Genomic DNA, 19,507 nt, shown 5'->3' with positions numbered 1-19,507 from the left:
CCATGGCAGACCTGGCCGTGGTCTTTCACTGGGCTCCGGCGGATATGGATCAGTTGGGACTGCAAGAACTGATGGACTGGCGCGAACGGGCGCGAATCAGGAGTAGCGCCGATGGCGAATGACTTGAAGCTGCGGGTGCTGCTCAATGCGGTCGATAAGGTCACCGCTCCCCTGCGTGGAATCCATAGGCAATCGGGCAAAACGGCTGAAGCCATGAAGGCGGCCAGGGACACCCTCAAGAGGTTGGATGCGGCACAGAAACAGGTGGGAGAGTTTCGCCAGCTCAAGCAAGGCTTGGCGGGCACTCGATCCGCGCTTGATCAAGCCCGGGCGAAAACTCGCGAGTTGGGCCAGCAGCTTGCTCTGACACCCAATCCGACCAAGGCCATGCGACGAGAGTTCGAACAGTCCAAGCTCGCCCTGGAGCGATTGAAACAGCAGACCGTCGGCCAGGGGCAGCAGCTCAATCAGCTACGCCAGCGTCTGAAAGCCACCGGCATTGATACGCGCAACCTCAGTGAACATGAGCGGCGCCTCAAACAACAGATGCTCAACACCAATCAGCAGATCGAGACTCAACGACGCCGCCTACAAGCCCTGACTCAGCAACAACGCCGTCTGACGCAAGCGCGCAACAGCTATCAACAGGGCCAGCAGATGGCAGGCAACCTTGCGGGTAAAGGGACGACAGGTTTAGCAATCGGCGGTTCAGCGCTCTACGGTGGGGCTCGCATGGTTGCGCCCGGCGTTGAGTTCGATGCCAGCATGAGCCAGACCCAGGCAATCACACGACTGGACAAGGACTCAGAAGCGCTCAAAGCCCTACGCAACCAAGCCCGTGAGCTGGGCGGCTCAACAATATTCACTGCCGGCGAAGCCTCCGGCGCGCAAGGTTTTCTTGGCATGGCCGGCTTCGATCCAAAGTCCATCAAGGACGCCATGCCAGGCATGCTGGACCTGGCCGCAGCAGGTGGCACTGAACTGGCAGAAACTGCCGATATCGCCTCCAACATCTTGTCTGGCTTGGGCATGACAGCGGACCAGATGGACAAATTGGGTGACGTCCTGGTCGGCACTTTCACCCGCGCCAACACCGATCTGCGCAAACTCGGCGAAACCATGAAATATGCGGCGCCCATGGCGAAAACCTATGGAGTTGATCTGGAAACCGCCGCAGCCATGGCTGGTAAACTGGGCGACGCCGGCCTACAGGGCAGCATGGGCGGCACCTCCCTCAGTTCGATCATGAACCGCCTTGCGGCACCGCCGAAGGCCGCCGCCAAGGCGCTGAAGCAACTCAAGATCCAGACCGCCGATGCTCAGGGTAACCTGCGTCCGCTGCCCGACATCCTCAAGGAAATTCACGACAAAACTGCCAGGATGGGCACAGCAGATAAGGGCGGACTACTCAAGGCCATTGCTGGCGAAGAGGCCGTGAAAGGCATGGCCCAGTTGGTCGCCCAGGCCGGCAGCGGCGAACTGCAAACGCTGATCGCCACACTGCGCCAAACCCAGGGCGAAGCTAACAAAACCGCCAAGGTCATGGCCGATAACCTCAAGGGCGATATCACCACGCTGAAAAGCGCCTGGGCGGATCTTGGCATTGAGATAGAGGGACAACAGGACGGCCCACTGCGTGAGCTGGTGAAGAGCATCACCGACATCATCCGCGCGGTGAAAAACTGGGCCAGTGAGAATCCCGCGCTCGCCAGTACACTGGTCAAAATTGCTGCCGGTATCGCCATTACCTCAGCCGTGCTCGGGGCCCTGGCGCTGGCAGTAGCCAGCATTCTCGGCCCCTTCGTCATGCTGCGTTTTTTGCTGGCTCAAGTCGGCATTGGCTTTCCCGGCATACTCGGGTTGTTCCGCAAACTGGCAACTGTTCTTATCGGTCCACTGATGACCGCCCTTCGTGCCGTCAGCATTGCCCTCTGGGGCCTTGCCGCCAACCCCATAGTGCTCGCCATCGCCGCTATCGTGGCTGTGCTGGCCGGGGCTGCCTACCTGATCTACCAGAACTGGGACGCCGTGAAGGCTTACTTCAGCAGCGCCTGGGAAGAAATCAAAGACGGCTTCGGCGGTGGAATCGGCGGCATTCTTACCACGCTCGCCAACTTCAGCCCGATTGGGCTGATCTATCAGGCGTTCTCTGCGGTCCTGAGCTACCTGGGCGTCGATCTGCCGAACCGCTTTACCGAGTTCGGCAACATGATCGTCAGGGGCCTGATCGATGGCCTGTTCGCAGGTCTCGGGCAGATCCGAGACGCCATCACCTCAATCGGTGATTCAACCATCGGTTGGTTCAAGGAAAAACTCGGTATTCACAGCCCGTCACAGGTGTTCGCCGAACTCGGCGGCTTCACCATGGCCGGTCTGACCCAAGGTCTGGAAGACGGCCAGCAAGGCCCGCTCAACGCCATGACCCGGATGAGCAGACAACTGACTGCCGCCGGCAACCTCGCCCTGGGCGGAACGCCCCTGCCGGCACTGACCTTTGATGATCGCCCCCCCATCAGCGGCAGCAGCACGAAGGTCTACGACAGCCACGATACCTATGAATTTAACTTTCCTTCCGCACCGGGCATGGACATGCAAGCCATGGAGAGAACCCTGCGCGCTCTGCTGACCCGGATCGACAACGAAAAAGCCGCTCGCCGTCGCAGCCGGCTGGCTGATTCGGAGTAGCCCCCATGATGCTCGCCCTCGGCATGTTTGTGTTCAGCCTGCGCACGGCGGCCTATCAGGAAATGCAGCGTCAAACTGAATGGCGGCACCCTGGCAACAACCGGGTGGGTGCTGCACCGGCTCGACAGTTCCTGGGCCGTGGCGACGACACCATCACCCTCCCCGGCCTCATCGTCCCGGAGCTGTCCGGGACCACCCTCAGTCTCGACGCCCTGCGCCTGATGGCGAACACCGGCAAGGCCTGGCCCATGGTCGAGGGCACCGGGCGGATCTACGGCCTGTGGGTGATCGAGAACCTGAGCGAAACCCGCACCCTGTTCTTTCGCGACGGCACGCCCCGGCGGATCGACTTCACCCTCAGCCTCAAGCGCGTCGACGATGACCGCATTGACCTACTCGGCGCCGCCACCCGAGTGGGGGCGGACATTCTGCGGGGGCTGCTGTGATTGACGCCGAACTTGCCAGCGTGACGGGCTTTATCTCCAAGGACAGCGAACGCGATGCGGCCTATCCGGTGCCGGCCTTCCGCCTCACCGTGGATGGCAACGACATTGCCCCTCTCATCAATCCGCGGCTGATGAGCCTGGAGCTAACCGACAACCGCGGACTGGAAGCCGACCAACTCAGCCTGACACTCAGCGACCACGACGGTCTACTCGCCATCCCTCCCAGGGGGGCAGTGCTGCATTTATGGTTGGGCTGGAGTGATAGAGGCCTTGTGGATAAAGGCACCTACACCGTCGACGAAACCGAACATAGCGGTGCCCCTGACATCCTGAGCATCCGCGCTCGCTCGGCAGATCTGCGCAAGAGCCTGAAAACCAAACGCGAACGGAGCTGGAGCAACACCACGCTGGGCCAGGTGCTGCGAGATATCGCCCTCGGTAACGGCCTTGCCGCGACCATTGCCAACGAGCTAACCGACCTGCCGCTCCTGCAACTGGATCAGGCCAACGAATCCGACGCCAACCTCATCACCCGCCTGGGCGAAGAGTTCGATGCCGTTGCTACGGTCAAGGCCGGCAACCTGCTGTGCCTGCCGGCGGGCGGTGGCAAGACCGCCAGCGGCCTGGACCTGCCGCACATCACCCTGACTCGCGCCGATGGCGATCAGCACAGCTACCTGCAAGCCGACCGCGACAGCTATGACGGCGTGCGGGCCTACTTCTACGACATAAACAGCGCGAAGAAACAGGAAGCTATTGCAGGTGGTGGTGACAACCTTAAGGATCTGCGCCACACCTACAGCGATCACCAGTCCGCCCTGCGCGCGGCTCGATCCGAGTTCAACCGGCTACAACGTGGCAGCGCCACGCTCAGCTACACCCTGGCCCTCGGTCGCCCGGACCTGATCCCCGAGCTGACCTACACGCTGGTCGGAGTGAAAACCGGAATCGACGACATCATCTGGTACGGCGGCAATGTGCGGCACAGCCTCAGTGCCGACAGCGGCTACACGATGAGCCTGGAGCTGGAAAGCAAACTGCCGGAGGATACGGTCGAGAGCCTGGCCGACGACATGGGCGGCGATTACACAGGGATCATTGCTTACTACCGGGACGGCAAGACAGGAAAAGAGAAGTCCCTGATGGCTGGGGACCAGAGCAAACCGAAGCGCCTACGTTTTCTGTACTCCAGCAAAGTATCAGCGAAACGCGCGGTAGATAGGGAGTGGAAGCGGATGCAGGAAGCGAAGTCTTGACCGGGTTTGCTCAAAAATGAGCAATCACCTTTTCATCCATAGCCACGAAAAACGCTTCACTCTTGTGAAGGGCCGCCCCAGCGAGATACAATGTATCTCAACCTAAGGAGGCCACCATGGCTACCACAACAATGGTTCATGTCCGTGTAGACGAGCATATGAAAGCGCAAGCTACGGAAACGCTGGCCGCAATGGGCCTTACCGTTTCAGATGCCATACGCGTGTTCCTGATGCGTGTCGTCGCTGAACAGCAACTGCCGTTTGCGCTCAAAGCGCCAAACGCCGAAACCCGTGTCGCGATGGCCGAGGCCGATGCGATAGCCCACGCACGCGATGCACGTTTTGCCACCGCCGCCGAGCTATTTGATGACCTCGAAAAAAACAGCGGCCAGTAAACGCGCCACCCTGCCCAGGGCGGCGGACTACACGAAGTCCTTTCTCAAAGATTGGGAGCGCCTGTCGCGATCTGGCAGGTACGATATGAATCGGCTGAAAGAAGCCATGCTCCTGCTGATCGCCCATGACGGACCTCTCGGCCCGGAATGGCTGGATCATCCATTGGGTGGCGATTGGGACGGACATCGGGAATGCCACATCGGCGGAGACTTCCTGCTGGCCTATAAACTCGATGACAGCGGCAAAACCGGTTTAGTTGTCTTTGTGCGCACAGGCACACATGCTGAATTGTTTGAGTAACGCTATTTAGATAGCTGGCAATCTCTTAAGCTTTTCATATAAGCATTCAATCTCTGGAGGCTTCCATGACCTCCAATAAAAAATCGACAAGCCCCGCAAGAAGGTTATTAGCAGAGAGTTGAGATACCTTGATATGCGCCAGGTAGCACGCGATGGACAAACAGCCTTCGAGGTATTCGTCGTCACCGGCAAGCCGCCTGTTGCACGCTAATCACGCCAGTCTGTAGTCAGTCGAAACAATCAACCTTCCTTCTCCATTAACAGCATACAGACAGCCGCAGTGCTTGCTACATCCTGATGACTGGCGACCGGTTCTGATGCCACTTCGTCAAGACAAGAACGAATGCCTACTGCAGTGTTCAAAAGAGTATTTATATCGGCTACTGGTTTAAGCTTTGCAGCAAAATCAGCAGCGGTAGCCAGTCTATTTTCTGCCGTCGCCTCTCGCCAATCGGCTAACGTGGCTTTGTGTAGCGTTCCGCCCACATACCACGGCTGGCGTTTGCCATCGGGGATATTCACGGTCTTTGAATCCGCAATTTTCGCGGCTTCCTCTCCACCGTTTTTATCACCCGAGCACATGGAAAACCCCACTCCGACGATAACAGCGAGGATAACCATCCCCATTATCGTTTGACCAGCCGTGACGCCTGGATTAGAAACTCCGCACTGAGGGCAAGTTTTTGCGCTAATATCTACTTGGTGTTTACAGGACTTACACGATTTAAGAGTCATTCAAACCACTCCCTTATTCTCATCCGTTGAATTGTCAGCCCTTCATAGGCTGGAGGCCGGCCTCCTGACCGGCGAATGGGTTATGTTTGCTACAGACTAAGTTTACTCAAGAGATTGCCGATTGCCTGCCAATACTTCAGCGACATGCAACAAATAATTTCGATCGAGCTCAGACATCCATCGATAAAGTAGCAGCAAGCCTAACTCATCATCCGCTAGTATCCGACTGATAATTTCGCACCCATTTTTAGGGTATTTCCTACAAAGCACTTCGTCCAGCATAACCAAGTCTCCATTCCTAAGAGATGCTGGACCAAAGGTAATAACTACTGTAGGAAATTTAAACTTAATAACGACCGACTCATCGGACAAATCAAGTCGATTTATTTCTGACTCGCGTCCGCAGCCTCAGACATAGCACCAATGATACGAAGAGTGGCTTGTTGATCGAACTCAGGTAGCCGTCTGTATTGGGCTATCAGCCCCTCTTCTACTGACGTGAGCCCTTCAACGGGACGTGAGTTTCGCTCCCCGATCACCACGTAAAGGATGTCAACCCCTTGCTCAGCGACTGCTGCCAGATAGGAGGCGTCTGGGCTGCGCTCACCTTTCTCATAGTTGTACTGGGTGTTTTTTGAAGCTCCGGCTTTCGCAGCAAAGTCGGTTTGATTGAATCCCAAGCGCTCGCGCTCTTCTTTTAGGCGATCACCAATTCCCACAAACGTCTCCATTGCGGCTTGACAGTCCCAAATTATTGGGAAATACTCCGCTTGCTATCACACGAAATCACACGAAACGAGACTATGCCGAACGCATACCCAACCGAGCAAGCATGCCAAGAGGCCCGCAGTCGTCTGGCGTGCCAAGGTATCTCGGCCAAGGACTGGGCTGAGCAGCACGAACTGAACCCTTCCACCGTGTATGCGGTGCTGAATGGGCAGAAGAAATGTCTGCGCGGGGAATCACACCGAGCCGCCGTGCTGCTCGGCATCAAGTCCGGCGTGGTTACACGCTAAAGCCTCTGTAACCAGGGAGAAACCAGAAAATGAAACGCCCCGTTCTAGCCACCAAGCGCCAAGTGATGAGCGCCGTAATCGGCGACTACCCCGGTGGACGCGAGTGCGCGGCAGCCCGAATCGGCTATGAACTCAAGAAATTCGATAACCACGTCTATGAAAACGCTGGGTGCCGTCCCCTTAACGACGAACAGATCCACGTACTTGAGCAAGTAGCCGGCACCACACACCTCCCCGAATACATTGCAAGCCTCTACGGCGGCTTGTTCGTCCCGCTGGCCGATCCCGAAACGCTGGATAACGTCGACCTCTATACCCGGTCCGTCAAATCGGCAGCCAAGCGTGGAGTGGTCGACCAGATCATTTCCAAGGCCCTGGACGACGGAGTGATCGCACCGGACGAAGCCAAGGCAATTCTGGCCGCGCACCGTCGCTACCTGTCCGCCCGCCACTCCGAAGTGCTGGCCACCATCCTGTTACACAGCAAGGGAGAACAGCATTGAGCACCTACAAGCTGGTCTGCCCCGCCTGCTCCGGCCCATTGCGAATTCGCACATCAGAGGGGCAAACCCCGTGCTTTCGGGCCATCTACTTCCAGTGCATGAACCTGATATGCGGAGCGACTTTCAACGGCAGCCTGAGCATTGATTACACCCTGAGCCCGTCCGCCCTGGAAAAACCCCTGACGGTTGTGCCGATAGCGCCCTATGTCGAGCGTCAGCGGGCAGCGCAAGATCTGCGTAAGCCGACCAACCAACCCGACCTGCTGGATCAAATGGAGCACGCACAATGAACCATCAGCACTTGAGCCACGACTACCGTAGCAGCATGCAACGGGCTGCCGCTGCCTATCTGACACGTCATGCCGACCAGTATCTGTCGGATTCAGACCGACTGTTCGACAACTGCGTCCATCACCTGACGGTCGCCATGGACGTACCTATATTCCTCGCCCAGCGCCTGGTGCACGACGCCTGGAGTGACCTGCACCCTGAACCTCTGACGAATTTCGTCGGCATCGACTGGGGTGTGGGGCCTGACGCGACAGTGGTGTGCCTGATCGACATCCGTTCCGGCCAGCGCTACCCGGTCCCCGCGCGACTGCTCCCTCAGCGGTTGCTCGACCAGCGCGCTTGCACAGCAACGCCACGCCCTCAGTAACCCCTTTTTAAGCAACCCGCCCAACCCCAATTGCGATGGGTTTGGGGAAGCTTTGCCCGAAATCCGAGGTGAACCATGGAATTCGACATCGCCATCACCGCAAAACTGCCGCGATACCAAGCCGTAGCGCTGCTGCACGCGCTTCGCGCCGACTACAGCGCGCAGTTCAACGAGCACTGGTACGACGATCGTTTCCGTCTGATTCCCGAAAGTTTGCGGCATGGCTCGCTGCTCGCGGCCTTCCCGGTGATGGCCGTGCAAAAGCGCTTGATCGGCGCCCTTAAACACGGCCTCGGCGAAGTGAAGTCCCCACGATGAACATGGAACACCAGCTACGCGCCGACCTCCTGCAACGTTTGGAGTCCGACTACGGGCTCAAGTACCGCGCAGGGACCGACTACATGCGCGGCGGCAAATGCCCAGCCTGTGGCAAAAAGGAGCTGTACACCCGTCATTCCAATCCCTGGGTCCTCGTCTGTGGCCGCGAGAGCCGATGCCGCCAGACCTGGCACGTCAAGGAAATCTACGAAGACCTATTCGAAGACTGGAGCGCCCGCGCACCGTCCAGCGATCAATACCCCAACGCGACCGCCAGGGCTTACTTGGAGTTTGCCCGCGGCTTTCGCTTTGAGCTGATTCAGGGCTGGTTTACCCAGGACAACTACTGGTCCAGCCATCACGACGCCGGCAGTGCGACTGTGCGCTTTGCCCTGGACAAGGGCGGCTATTGGGAGCGTTTGATCGACCGTCCGCACCGCTTCGGGCAAATGAAAGCTCGCTTCAAGCCGGGCGATTCGTATGCCGGCGTGTGGTGGTGCCCGCCCTGTGTGGATCTGCTGGCCGTCGACGAACTGTGGGTCGTCGAGGGCATCTTTGACGCCATCGCCCTGGTGCACAACGACATCAGCGCCGTGTCGGCCATGTCATCGAATCAGTTCCCCGTGGACTCGCTGAAAGAGCTGGCCCGGCTGCGCGGTGGCAAGCTGCCGAAACTTGTCTGGGCGCTGGACAACGAGCCAGGGGCGCACAAGTACACCAAACGCTGGGTGCGTCGGGCCCGCGAACTAGGCTATCAGTGCACAGCGGCGCAGATCCCCCAGTGGGACAGCCGCAAGGTCGACTGGAACGATCTGCACCAGCGCTGGCAGTTCTGCGACGACGCCGAAAAGCGCGCCGAGCATATCGCCAAAGATCTGAGCACCACCCTGTATCACGGCTCCCTGTTGATCGCCGAGAGCGCAGCCGAAAAAGGTGTGCTGATGTACCTGCGGCACGAGCGGTCCGAGTTTCACTTCAGCTTCGAGAGCCGCCTGTACTGGTTCAAGATGGACCTGGAGAAATTCAACAAGGCCATGCTGGCCCTGGAAACGTCAGAGCGACACGAAGATCAGTTGCTCAATGACAATCAGCGCCGCGAGAAAGCCTTGCGCCAATGCGGCGGCGTGGTGGAAATCGCCAACTGCTACCCCCAGGCACTGTACTTCCAACGCAATGAGGTGACGGATGAGTCCTGGTACTACTTCCGTGTCGACTTTCCCCACGACGGCGGCAGCGTAAAAAACACCTTCACCGGCGGGCAGGTCGCGGCGGCGAGCGAGTTCAAGAAGCGCCTGTTGAGCATGGCAGCCGGCGCGGTGTTCACCGGCAGCGGCCAGCAACTGGACAAGATCCTCAAGGACCAGCTCTACGGGCTGAAAACCGTCGAAACCATCGACTTTATCGGCTACAGCAAGCAACACGGCTGCTATGTATTCGGCGATATCGCCGTGCGTGCCGGCGTGGTCAGCCAGGTGAACAAGGAGGACTTTTTCGAGTTCGGCAAGCTGCGCCTGAAGACGCTGCAGAAGTCGATTGCGATGCACATCCAGCGTGACGCCAAGCAATACCGCAGCGACTGGCTGCCCATGCTGTGGCTGTGCTTCGGTGCCAAGGGCATCGTTGCCCTGGCCTTCTGGTTCGGCTCGCTGTTCGCCGAACAGATCCGTGCACAGTACAAGTCGTTTCCCTTCCTGGAGGTCACGGGCGAGGCCGGCGCCGGCAAAACCACGCTGCTCACCTTCCTGTGGAAACTGCTGGGCCGCGAACACGAAGGTTTCGACCCCTCCAAATCAACCCGTGCTGGTCGGCAGCGGGCCATGGGTCAGGTTTCCAACATGCCGGTGGTGCTGATCGAGGGCGACCGCAACGAGCCGGACAAGGCGCACGCCAAAGGCTTCGACTGGGACGAACTGAAGGACTTCTTCGGCGGCGGCACCCTCGGTACCAAGGGCATGAAAACCAGCGGCAACGAGACGTATGAGCCGCCGTTTCGCGGTGCCATCGCCATCAGCCAGAACGCCGATGTCAGCGCGTCCGAAGCGATCCTGACCCGGATTATCAAATCCCACTTTGCCCGCCCGGAAGTGACCACAGAGAGCCGCGCGGCGGCGGACAACCTGAACCTGATCCCGGTCGAGCAACTGAGCCACTTCCTGCTGATGGCTGTGCGGGCTGAAACCCAGATCATGGCGAAATTTGCCGAACGCGTGCTGGTGCATGAACAGCGCCTGCGCAAGCTCAAGGACATCCGTGTCGAGCGGATCATCAAGAATCACAGCCAGCTCATGGCCCTGGTCGACTGCCTATGCCTGGTCTGCCCGCTGGACGAAAACCAGCTAGCCACGACCCACCAAGCCCTGACCACCATGGCGCTGGAACGCCAGGCCGCGATCAGCGCCGACCACCCGTTAGTGGCTGAATTCTGGGAGGTCTACGAGTACCTGGAAAGCTTGAGCGAAGGCCCGCAGGTCAACCACAGCACCGACCCGAAACTAATCGCCATCAACCTCAATGAGTTCGCCGAGAGGGCTAGCGAACACCGCCAGAACCTGGCCGACCTCAAGACCTTGCGCACCCTGCTGATCGAGAGCCGCAGCCGCAAGCTGCTGGAGGTCAACAAGCCCCTATACAGCGCCGTGCGTGCTTCGCAGTCAGCCCTCAACGCGATGTTCACCAAACCGTTAACCGTGCGCTGCTGGGTGTTCCAGAGCGCGTAACACAACAGGCGCGGCAACGCCTGAACTCAGCACCTCAAGGAGAAGCACCATGCCCAACCACACTGAAAAAAACGTTTTCAATGAGTTGTTCAAATACCAGGCAGAACGCCCGGCCATCCGCGCAATCGGTATCGACGCCCTGCTTCGCCTGATCCCCGTCGCCCAGCGCAATACCGGCCAGAGCGCAGTTGTCGGGCGCTTCCTGCTGGGCTTGTACAACGGCTACGACAACCCTTTTAACCTCACCGAACTGCGTGCGCTGGACGCAGGCCTGTTCGACGACTGCATTGCCGTTCTGCGGCTGGACAACAGCCCCGAACAGGAGGTGCACACCTACATCAACAACGGCGATGCCATCTGGCAAGAGCTGCGCAGGAACTGGGCATGAAATGGGCTGCGAAACGCAATCGTGACGGCCAGATCGTCCAGCGCTGCTGGGTAACCGACAGCGGCTACACCGTCGCCGAATGCCGGTTGCCCGAAACGCGCTACCCCATCACCAGACCTGGAGGCGACCTGCCTTTCGCGTACGCGAAAAACCGGGACGAAGTGATCGGAATTATCGAACAAGACCAGGCCTGTCAGGCCTGAAAACACGATGTCAGGAAGCGGCAACTTCCTGACATCTACGACCCCAAGGAGAAGCACCATGCAGACACAACCATCGAGCGATGATCAAGCAGAGTCTAGCAAGACCGACTTCAAGGAAGGCGTTACCCAAAGGGGATTCCCACGAGTCGAATTCAGTGACTTTTACAACGAGCGTTGCAGCCTTCAACTCAGCAGCTTGGCCGACATGCCTGCCATCTGGCTGGGGGTAGACAGTCCAGAGGTCAAGATTCTGAAGGACGGCAACTGGCAGCCAGTGACTCTGCCAGAGGGAGCGGAATTGAGTGGGCGCATGCATCTGTCGCACCAACAGGTGGAAAAACTGCTCCCGTACCTGATGGCCTTTGTTGAAACCGGTGATCTGTTGAGCAAAACCACACTCAACCGACCAGAGCCGCAGTTTTTGGCCGAGATCAAAAAAACCAGCAAGTACGCGTATCAAATCAACTGGATGCGCAGCAGCCCCGTGCACACCTACCCATTTGCATGCGCAATCGACAGTGACGGAGGCGGTGAATACATCGTGAAAGGTGGCGTCGGCGGCCAGTATCGCCTGTCCGACGTGAATCTCTATGTAGTCGCTGACGGGCGAAAAATTCGCCTGAAATGAGCTGGGCCCACCAGAAATGAAAGCGGTGTCGGGGAGCGGCAACTCCCCGACACCTACCACCCCAAGGAGAAGCACCATGCAAGCACAACACCCAAGCGGCAGCGCTACAGAGGCTACCACGAACACCTTCAAAGTCGGCGATGACGTGACGTATGTCATTGGTCGCAGCACCGGGCACAGCGTCAGCTTCAGCGTGCGCGAAGGCAAAATCGTCAAGATCGACGGCAACGTTGCCGTCGTCAAATCCCGCAACGGTCGCTCCTGCGCGCAACAGCTGAACAAGCTCACCCGCAAGGGCGAGCGCAACGCCCTAACCCGTGCGTTGCTGGGGGATCGTTGATCATGAGCATATGGATGCAACCAATTGCCATCGCACTGAGAGTGGCACAACAGGAGGTTCTATGACTGTTCTCCTGCTGCTGTACCTCTGCACTGATGTAACTCGAACAGACTGCCAGGTTTTGCCAGCTCAAGTCTGGCAGGGACACGATGCTTATCAGCAGTGCATTGCAGCAATCCCAAGCCTGGCGGATGCCCTAACAGCCCAAAACCGGCAACGGCATCGGTTCGTCTGCGAGACCCAGATCGACGACGAGCGAGACACGAAGTATCAGGCCCGACCGACATTCAGTCATCAGTCGTTTCGAATGTGACCGGGAGTCAACTTATGAATAACGGCAAAGCCTTCCCCTGGAATCTGGACCTGACAGGCATCTGTGATCAATGCGGTAAATGCCGCGCCCACGGTAACCATCAGAGGTGCAGCAAAGTACGCCAAGCACTCAATGCGCGGCGAAGGGCCGAGGAAGCCCGATCCGGAGTTGCGCCCAGGCCTAGAAAAAGCGCCGGCTTGTTCTGGTTACTTCGTCAGGAGTGATCGGCAACACTTGGCCTGAAAGCAAACGCAACACTGAAAGGCCCGGAAACGGGCCTTTTCTCTTCCAGCATAATCGCAGGCTGTTCAACACATTGCGTGGGGACGCATATGGCAGATGGCGTAGAGGCCCGTGGCAATTCGGTGCGGGTCTATTTCCGTTTCAATGGCGAGTTGTGCCGGGAACTTGTACCCGGCGGCAATACAGCAGCCAACCGGGAGCATGCACAGCGCCTAGTGAACATCATCGAATACGAGATACAGGCCGGCACCTTCAACTACAGCCGGCACTTTCCCAACTCGTCCAGACTGGCCGAAAATACCTTCGGCCACTACTTGGACCTTTGGCTGAAGATCAAGAAAAATAGCGTCGCCGCTACCTCTTACCGTGGGTATGCAAACAAGGCAGAGGTCCACGTCCGGCCGCGCTGGGGCAAAGTTCAAATCGACCAGATCGATCACCTGGATTTACAGGAGTGGGTGCAGGACACCCTGTCGAAAAAGCTCAAGAACAAGACCATACGCGACATCATCTGCAACGTGCGCCAGGTCTTCAGGTTGTACCGCACGCGGAAGAAGGTCGCTCATGATCCGACCGAAGGGCTGTTCGTCCGCCTGCCCGATCCTGAAGCGCCGGACCCGTTCACCAGGGCGGAAATCAAGCAGATCCTCGAAACACCGACCAGCCGCACACAAGAGCTGTTGATGGTGCAGTTCATGATATGGGCCGGGCCACGGGTATCTGAAACCATTGCCCTGGCCTGGGAGGATGTCGATCTGGAGCAAGGGACGGTGACCTTCCGCCGGTCCAAGGTGCGCGGGGCCTATCGGGTAACGAAAACTCGGCGCTCGACACGAAAGGTACGGTTACTGGAACCAGCATGGGATGCACTGCGCAAGATCGATGCAATCAACCGAAAAAAGAGGGTAGAGACGGTCGATATCGTCGAACGGGACAACAAGACGGTACGGCAGCACAAATTGCACTTCGTCTTCCTAAACACCAAAAGCGGCTTGCCGCACGTAAGCGACTTCGTTGTGCGAGATCGGTTCTTCAAGGCTCACTTGAACGCTGCCGGTGTTCGCTATCGAGGACCAGGTCAGTGCCGCCACACCTACGCCAGTCAGTTGCTGACAACGGGCGTGGCCTCAATCGACTGGATCGCCGAGCAGATGGGGCACACGAGCGGGAACATGATCCGCCAGCACTACGGGACCTGGATCAATGAGGATGGACCGGATGTTGTTGGCATGCTGCAGATTGCCCTGGCGCTATGAACCCATACTTCTGAGACAAGTCTTTAAGTTAAACCTTAATATTTAGAAGATAAAACATTACACAGTAATGCAGTGATCTAGCCTCTCACTGCATTCTTATAAAATTCTTTTGGCTCGATTTCAGGATATAACTCTTTTAGACGCTTGATACATCTACGCTCAAACTCATCATGCACAGACATTACCCCCTGAAACTCTCTCACCCTACCAATAGCTGCTTCGTTCGCCATCTCGCTAGTGATTAAATTAAGAACCTTTTTCATACATAGCTTTTCATAAGAGACCACAACCTGAAGAAAGCATACGCTAAAAAGTGTCTTCAACACTTCAAGGCTATCCTTTTCATCTTTAAAAGATTTAGGCACTAGTGGTGGAGTATGGGAAAGCAACAAGCTCTTCGCCTTAATCACGTCTTTATCTTTAAAGGTTGCATATGGATTGTGAGCAAAGGTATTCCTTATACTATTACAATAGTCAAAATACTTTCGCGCATTTGAATTCAAAACTCCCAAAGCAGAAAGAAAGTCAGTTTTCAGCAAAAAAGACACCCTTTTCAATTCCATTGCACTAGCCAGAGGAAGAGCCTCAAAAAGAGCGTTGTCTAGTACCTTATCTATCGAATAATGCAATTTCACAACCAGATTCAACAAATCGGTTTCAACTTCAACTAAAGCTGTAAAGTCTTTTTCAATAGACGCAACGTTCATCGGTACTCTCCGTGCTGGCTGATGCCTCAAAGCGTTTTTTCTGCCAATCCAATCACTTTCCCGCGAGAAAGCGATCACTACCGCACAGACAACCCTCGAATGCAGCTGAAATCAAGCCTTAGGCGCCCGCTTACGAGATCGCCCCCCACAGAAGCATTCCCATATCGTTCCCATATCGCCCTTTTTCAGACACCAAAAACCACAAACCCCCGACTTTCTCTAGGAAAATCAGGGGTTTGTGTTTGCAGAATGTGGCGGTGAAGGAGAGATTCGAACTCTCGATACAGTTTCCTGTATACACACTTTCCAGGCGTGCTCCTTAAGCCACTCGGACACTTCACCGTATCTCGTCAAACCTATTCAGTCTGTCGAGGCGCGCTAATGTAGTCGAAAGCTTTTCCGATGGCAAAGGTTTTTTTCAGAATTTTCATGCGCTTAAGTCAATCAGCCGGCCTCCCCCACGCCCCCGGCCCACGGATCAGGGCAAAACCGCCAATCTCCGGCCCGGTGCGCAGCCCTCTATCCCCTCCCCAACAGGCCCGCCGCAAGCTGCCAGCCCGGCCCGAACACGGAAAAGCCTGACTCACCAGTCAGTCACGGCGCTTTACCTGACCCCAGCGGCTGGGTAACGTCTGCTCCACTTCTATATAAGGAATTGCGTCATGAGTGAATTGATCTCTTACCACCTCGACGACGGTATCGCGACCCTGACCTTGAGCAATGGCAAGGTCAATGCCATTTCCCCAGACGTGATTGCCGCCTTCAACGCCGCCCTGGACCAGGCCACCGCCGACCGCGCCATCGTCATCATCACCGGCCAACCCGGCATCCTGTCCGGCGGCTACGACCTGAAAGTCATGACCGCCGGCCCCAAGCAAGCCGTGAGCCTGGTGACCGCCGGTTCCACCCTCGCCCGCCGCCTGCTGTCCCACCCTTTCCCGGTGATCGTCGCCTGCCCGGGGCACGCCGTTGCCAAAGGCGCGTTCCTGCTGCTCTCGGCCGATTACCGGATCGGCGTCGAGGGACCGTTCAGCATCGGCCTGAATGAAGTGCAGATCGGCATGACCATGCACCACGCCGGGATCGAACTGGCCCGCGATCGCCTGCGCCGTTCGGCGTTCCACCGCTCGGTGATCAATGGCGAGATGTTCAATCCACAGGACGCCGTGGACGCCGGGTTCCTCGACAAGGTGGTGGCCGCCGATGCCCTGAAAGACGCCGCGCTGGCCGCCGCCCAGGCGCTGAAGAAGATCAATATGAACGCTCACAAGAACACCAAGCTGAAGGTGCGCAAGGCGCTGCTGGAAACCCTGGATAACGCGATCCTTCTCGATCAGGAACATTTGGGCTGAACCCCGCGCCTGCCTTTACCGTCGGAGAAGGATTTATGCCTGTCTCCGTCGGCCAGGCGAACGAAAAACTGTGGGAGCCGGCTTGCCGGCGATGAGGCCCTGAGTCTTGTATCGTTCTTGCGGCCGTCATCGCCGGCAAGCCAGCTCCCACAGGGACTGTGTGCTCCTGTAGGCCCGCGTTATCGTTGATCTCCGTTGTCGGAACGCGGCCCGGCGCAAACTCGCTCCTACGGCGCCCCCAACCTCGCAACCGCTCTAATCCGCACCTGCCGCCATCAAGCGGAAACATGCGCTAAAACATCGCCATCTCCCGGCTACAGACGGCAATTGCCGAAAACAGTGCACATCCGTACACTGCGCCACCTTTTGTCCCGGCGGACCCTATAGATGCTGTTTTTGGTACGTATGTTGTTGATGGCACTGCATTTTGTGCTGGCCGGTGTGCTCGGTGTGTTGCTCGGGCTGTGTCGGCCCTTCAATCCGGACAACAGTCGGCTGTGCGCCCGCCTCTATGCTTTGCCTGCGATGTGCATCCTGCGCCTGCGGGTCAAGGCCGAGGTCGAACAGTTGATGAACAAGCCGCACGGCTGCGTGATCGTCGCCAATCATCAATCCAACTATGACCTGTTCGTCTTCGGCAACGTGGTGCCCCGCCGCACCGTGTGCATCGGCAAGAAAAGCCTGAAGTGGGTACCGCTGTTCGGCCAGTTGTTCTGGCTGGCCGGCAATGTGCTGATCGACCGCGGCAATGCCCACAAGGCCCGGCGGTCCATGCTGACCACCACCGAAACCTTGCAGCACAAGAACACCTCGATCTGGGTCTTTCCAGAGGGCACGCGCAATCTGGGTGAAGCACTGCTGCCATTCAAGAAAGGCGCGTTCCAGATGGCCATTGCCGCCGGGGTACCGATCGTGCCGGTGTGTGTCAGCAGCTATATCAAGCACATGCGCCTGAACCGCTGGCGCAGCGGCAAGATCCTGATTCGCTCGCTGCCGGCGATTCCGACCGCCGGGCTGACACTGGACGACCTGCCGATGCTGATCGCCGAATGCCGCGAGCAGATGCGCGCCTGCATCGCGACCATGGATCAACAACTGTTCCCCGAACTCCCGCGCGTTTGCTGACTCTGATCAGGCAGGGCAGGATAAGCTGCACCCCCCTCAAAAAAAGAAGAAGTGATCAGCACTATGGGTAGAGTCGTTGCCTCGGCGGTTTACAGTGCCGGCAGGAAAGTCCGGGATATCACACTCGATGAGGGCAGCGCCTGGGCGGCCAAGCCGGACCATTTTGTCTGGATCGGCCTGGAAGAACCCAACGCCGAGGAACTGGCCAATCTGCAAAAGCAGTTCAACCTCCACGAACTGGCCATTGAAGACGCCCTGGAAAAGCACAGCCGGCCCAAGCTGGAAAGCTTCGGCGATGCGCTGTTTATCGTCACTTATTCGCCGATACGCAACGACGGCAAGCTGCAGTTCATCGAAACCCACATCTTTGCCGGCAACGGCTACATCATCACCTGCCGTAACGGCCACTCAAAGTCCTACGCCCACGTCCGACAACGCTGCGAAGCCCGACCGCTGTTGCTGGAGCACGGCGAGGACTTTGTGCTGTATGCCCTGCTGGACTTCGTCACCGAGAGCTATCAGCCCGTCAGCGAAGCCATCCACGCCGAGATCGACGAACTGGAAAAGAACGTGCTCACCCATTCCCTGAACGAGGGCGATATCCAACGTATCCATTACCTGCGCCGTGATGTGCTGCGTCTGCGCCGCTACGTGGCGCCGATGGTGGAGATCAGCGAGGAGGTGTCGCGCCTGGACTTCCCGTTTATCGACAAGAACATGCGCCCGTATTTCCGCGACGTGCAGATCCATGTCACCCGCCAGATGGAAGACCTGGCGACCCTGCGCGATATCGCCAGCCAGACCATCGAGATCGGTGTGCTGCTGGAGGCCGCGCGCCAGAGCGTGGTGCAACGCAAGTTCGCCGCCTGGGCGGCGATCCTGGCGTTCCCGACGGCGGTGGCCGGGATCTATGGGATGAACTTCCAGAACATGCCAGAACTGAACTGGCACTACGGTTATTTCACCGTGCTGGGATTTATTGCGGTGGGCTGCACGGGGTTGTGGGCCAGCTTCAAGAAATCCGGCTGGCTATAAACCAGCCCCCTGGAAACCCCTCTCGCCCATTCAGGCCGATGCCGCCTCTGGCTTATGCGCCACGAAACGCATCATCCATTCCGCAACCGTGGTGCCGTGGTGCTCGTGCACCAGGCTGGCCACGCCACTGGAATAGATCTGCTCGCCGAGAAACTCCTGGCGAATCTCCAGCAGCGCCCGGGAGTAGTCGTGGATAAATTCCGGATGCCCCTGGAAGCACAGCACCTGGTCGTTGATGTGGTACGCCGCATACGGGCAGAAATCGCTGGAGGCGATCACCGTGGCATTTTCCGGCAGCGCAGTGACCTGGTCCTGGTGGCTGATCAACAGGGTCAGTTCTTCGCGCACCGGGCTCATCCACGGTGCCTTGGCGGCCATCTTGTATTGGTGAGTGCCCACGCCCCAGCCCTGGGTCGCACGCTCGGTCTTGCCGCCCAGCAGCAGCGCCAGCAACTGATGGCCGAAGCAGATGCCGAGTAACTTGTCACCACGCTGGTAGCGATCCAGCAGATAGACCTTGAGGGTCTGGATCCACGGATCGCTGCCAAAGGAGTCGGCCTTGCTGCCGGTCACCAGGTAGGCGTCGAAGCTCAGTTCGTCACTCGGGTAGTTGCCCTGCATCACGTTGTACACGCAGAAGGAGGCCGCGATCGGTTGACGGGAGAACAGGCGCTCGAACATCTGCCCGTAGCCCTGATATTGATCGACCAGTTCCGGGCGCAGGACATCGGTTTCCAGAATGCAGATGCGTAACGACATAAAAATACCTGACACAAAAAGACAAAGAATGAAACCCGAGCCTGCCTTGAAACCCGCGCTCAAGGCAAGCACAGAACGCACTGTCGCAAGCTGCGGTTCAGCTAGCCGGTAAACCGGCGAACGGGCGG

Annotated in this window: 25 protein-coding genes and 1 tRNA gene; 21 read left to right on the top strand and 5 right to left on the bottom strand. The window is 57.9% G+C overall.

Annotation, left to right across the window (positions count from 1 at the left end):
• Positions 1–2: 2 nt before the first annotated feature.
• From AC07VG_RS15690 to AC07VG_RS15665, 6 genes are all read left to right on the top strand, one after another.
• On the top strand, positions 3–122 hold the full coding sequence (locus AC07VG_RS15690; RefSeq protein ID WP_040065981.1) for a GpE family phage tail protein: 120 nt from the start codon (positions 3–5) through the stop codon (positions 120–122).
• Positions 112–2,685 carry a phage tail tape measure protein gene (locus AC07VG_RS15685; protein WP_495021479.1) on the top strand — a complete coding sequence of 858 codons (2,574 nt, stop codon included), beginning with the start codon at positions 112–114 and terminating at the stop codon, positions 2,683–2,685. The genes AC07VG_RS15690 and AC07VG_RS15685 overlap by 11 nt, the downstream gene beginning before the upstream one ends.
• 5 nt (positions 2,686–2,690) lie before the next feature.
• Complete coding sequence (locus tag AC07VG_RS15680; protein WP_495021478.1) at positions 2,691–3,131, top strand: phage tail protein; 441 nt, start codon at positions 2,691–2,693, stop codon at positions 3,129–3,131.
• Positions 3,128–4,387 carry a phage late control D family protein gene (locus AC07VG_RS15675; RefSeq protein ID WP_495021477.1) on the top strand — a complete coding sequence of 420 codons (1,260 nt, stop codon included), beginning with the start codon at positions 3,128–3,130 and terminating at the stop codon, positions 4,385–4,387. The genes AC07VG_RS15680 and AC07VG_RS15675 overlap by 4 nt, the downstream gene beginning before the upstream one ends.
• A gap of 116 nt (positions 4,388–4,503) precedes the next feature.
• Positions 4,504–4,782: a type II toxin-antitoxin system RelB/DinJ family antitoxin gene (locus AC07VG_RS15670; RefSeq protein WP_495021476.1), complete on the top strand. Its 279-nt coding sequence runs from the start codon at positions 4,504–4,506 to the stop codon at positions 4,780–4,782.
• The gene (locus AC07VG_RS15665) at positions 4,754–5,083 is read left to right on the top strand and encodes a type II toxin-antitoxin system YafQ family toxin (RefSeq protein WP_495021475.1); all 330 of its coding nucleotides are present in this window, start codon (positions 4,754–4,756) and stop codon (positions 5,081–5,083) included. The genes AC07VG_RS15670 and AC07VG_RS15665 overlap by 29 nt, the downstream gene beginning before the upstream one ends.
• Before the next feature lie 240 nt (positions 5,084–5,323).
• Here AC07VG_RS15665 and AC07VG_RS15660 read toward each other — a convergent pair whose 3' ends face one another.
• On the bottom strand, positions 5,324–5,818 hold the full coding sequence (locus tag AC07VG_RS15660; RefSeq protein ID WP_495021474.1) for a hypothetical protein: 495 nt from the start codon (positions 5,816–5,818) through the stop codon (positions 5,324–5,326).
• A 383-nt stretch (positions 5,819–6,201) separates the two neighbouring features.
• The gene (locus AC07VG_RS15655; protein ID WP_495021473.1) at positions 6,202–6,537 is read right to left on the bottom strand and encodes a helix-turn-helix domain-containing protein; all 336 of its coding nucleotides are present in this window, start codon (positions 6,535–6,537) and stop codon (positions 6,202–6,204) included.
• 84 nt (positions 6,538–6,621) lie between these two features.
• On the opposite strand from AC07VG_RS15655, the gene AC07VG_RS15650 reads away from it, so the two are divergent.
• From AC07VG_RS15650 to AC07VG_RS15595, 12 genes are all read left to right on the top strand, one after another.
• Positions 6,622–6,834, top strand: a complete 213-nt coding sequence (locus tag AC07VG_RS15650; RefSeq protein ID WP_495021472.1) for a DNA-binding protein — start codon at positions 6,622–6,624, stop codon at positions 6,832–6,834.
• 29 nt (positions 6,835–6,863) lie between these two features.
• Positions 6,864–7,337: a YmfL family putative regulatory protein gene (locus tag AC07VG_RS15645; RefSeq protein ID WP_495021471.1), complete on the top strand. Its 474-nt coding sequence runs from the start codon at positions 6,864–6,866 to the stop codon at positions 7,335–7,337.
• The gene (locus AC07VG_RS15640) at positions 7,334–7,627 is read left to right on the top strand and encodes an ogr/Delta-like zinc finger family protein (RefSeq protein ID WP_495021470.1); all 294 of its coding nucleotides are present in this window, start codon (positions 7,334–7,336) and stop codon (positions 7,625–7,627) included. Before AC07VG_RS15645 ends, AC07VG_RS15640 begins: the two co-directional genes overlap by 4 nt.
• Entirely contained in the window at positions 7,624–7,995 is a 372-nt protein-coding gene (locus AC07VG_RS15635; RefSeq protein WP_495021469.1) for a hypothetical protein, read from the top strand. Before AC07VG_RS15640 ends, AC07VG_RS15635 begins: the two co-directional genes overlap by 4 nt.
• A 75-nt stretch (positions 7,996–8,070) precedes the next feature.
• Positions 8,071–8,313, top strand: a complete 243-nt coding sequence (locus tag AC07VG_RS15630) for a hypothetical protein (RefSeq protein ID WP_495021468.1) — start codon at positions 8,071–8,073, stop codon at positions 8,311–8,313.
• Positions 8,310–11,030, top strand: a complete 2,721-nt coding sequence (locus AC07VG_RS15625) for a toprim domain-containing protein (RefSeq protein ID WP_495021467.1) — start codon at positions 8,310–8,312, stop codon at positions 11,028–11,030. The genes AC07VG_RS15630 and AC07VG_RS15625 overlap by 4 nt, the downstream gene beginning before the upstream one ends.
• 49 nt (positions 11,031–11,079) lie before the next feature.
• Positions 11,080–11,418, top strand: coding sequence for a DUF7673 family protein (locus tag AC07VG_RS15620; RefSeq protein ID WP_495021466.1), 339 nt, complete (start codon positions 11,080–11,082; stop codon positions 11,416–11,418).
• Positions 11,415–11,621 carry a hypothetical protein gene (locus AC07VG_RS15615; RefSeq protein ID WP_495021465.1) on the top strand — a complete coding sequence of 69 codons (207 nt, stop codon included), beginning with the start codon at positions 11,415–11,417 and terminating at the stop codon, positions 11,619–11,621. Before AC07VG_RS15620 ends, AC07VG_RS15615 begins: the two co-directional genes overlap by 4 nt.
• 58 nt (positions 11,622–11,679) lie before the next feature.
• Positions 11,680–12,249, top strand: coding sequence for a hypothetical protein (locus AC07VG_RS15610; protein ID WP_495021464.1), 570 nt, complete (start codon positions 11,680–11,682; stop codon positions 12,247–12,249).
• 76 nt (positions 12,250–12,325) lie between these two features.
• Entirely contained in the window at positions 12,326–12,589 is a 264-nt protein-coding gene (locus tag AC07VG_RS15605) for a hypothetical protein (protein ID WP_495021463.1), read from the top strand.
• A 61-nt stretch (positions 12,590–12,650) separates the two neighbouring features.
• Positions 12,651–12,902, top strand: a complete 252-nt coding sequence (locus AC07VG_RS15600) for a hypothetical protein (protein ID WP_495021462.1) — start codon at positions 12,651–12,653, stop codon at positions 12,900–12,902.
• A gap of 332 nt (positions 12,903–13,234) precedes the next feature.
• A complete protein-coding gene (locus AC07VG_RS15595; protein ID WP_495021461.1) occupies positions 13,235–14,401 on the top strand; it encodes an Arm DNA-binding domain-containing protein in 1,167 nt (388 codons plus the stop codon).
• 77 nt (positions 14,402–14,478) lie between these two features.
• Here AC07VG_RS15595 and AC07VG_RS15590 read toward each other — a convergent pair whose 3' ends face one another.
• Together AC07VG_RS15590 and AC07VG_RS15585 are read right to left on the bottom strand one after the other, a co-directional pair.
• A complete protein-coding gene (locus AC07VG_RS15590; RefSeq protein WP_495021460.1) occupies positions 14,479–15,108 on the bottom strand; it encodes a hypothetical protein in 630 nt (209 codons plus the stop codon).
• A gap of 252 nt (positions 15,109–15,360) precedes the next feature.
• Positions 15,361–15,450: transfer RNA gene (locus tag AC07VG_RS15585), tRNA-Ser, on the bottom strand.
• 320 nt (positions 15,451–15,770) lie between these two features.
• Here AC07VG_RS15585 and AC07VG_RS15580 point away from each other — a divergent pair.
• The 3 genes from AC07VG_RS15580 (at position 15,771) to AC07VG_RS15570 (ending at position 18,620) form a co-directional block, all read left to right on the top strand.
• Positions 15,771–16,460, top strand: a complete 690-nt coding sequence (locus AC07VG_RS15580; RefSeq protein ID WP_495001457.1) for a crotonase/enoyl-CoA hydratase family protein — start codon at positions 15,771–15,773, stop codon at positions 16,458–16,460.
• A gap of 387 nt (positions 16,461–16,847) precedes the next feature.
• Complete coding sequence (locus AC07VG_RS15575) at positions 16,848–17,585, top strand: lysophospholipid acyltransferase family protein (RefSeq protein WP_495021459.1); 738 nt, start codon at positions 16,848–16,850, stop codon at positions 17,583–17,585.
• A gap of 63 nt (positions 17,586–17,648) precedes the next feature.
• Positions 17,649–18,620, top strand: a complete 972-nt coding sequence (locus AC07VG_RS15570) for a magnesium and cobalt transport protein CorA (RefSeq protein ID WP_495001455.1) — start codon at positions 17,649–17,651, stop codon at positions 18,618–18,620.
• Between the two features lie 30 nt (positions 18,621–18,650).
• On the opposite strand, the gene AC07VG_RS15565 is transcribed toward AC07VG_RS15570, so the two are convergent.
• Positions 18,651–19,379 (bottom strand): amidotransferase, encoded by a 729-nt coding sequence (locus AC07VG_RS15565; RefSeq protein ID WP_495001454.1) that lies wholly within the window; start codon positions 19,377–19,379, stop codon positions 18,651–18,653.
• Between the last annotated feature and the right edge of the window lie 128 nt (positions 19,380–19,507).

The sequence above is a fragment of the Pseudomonas sp. GW821-FHT03C07 genome (assembly GCF_059420925.1).
This window is presented reverse-complemented; position numbering and strand designations above follow the sequence as displayed.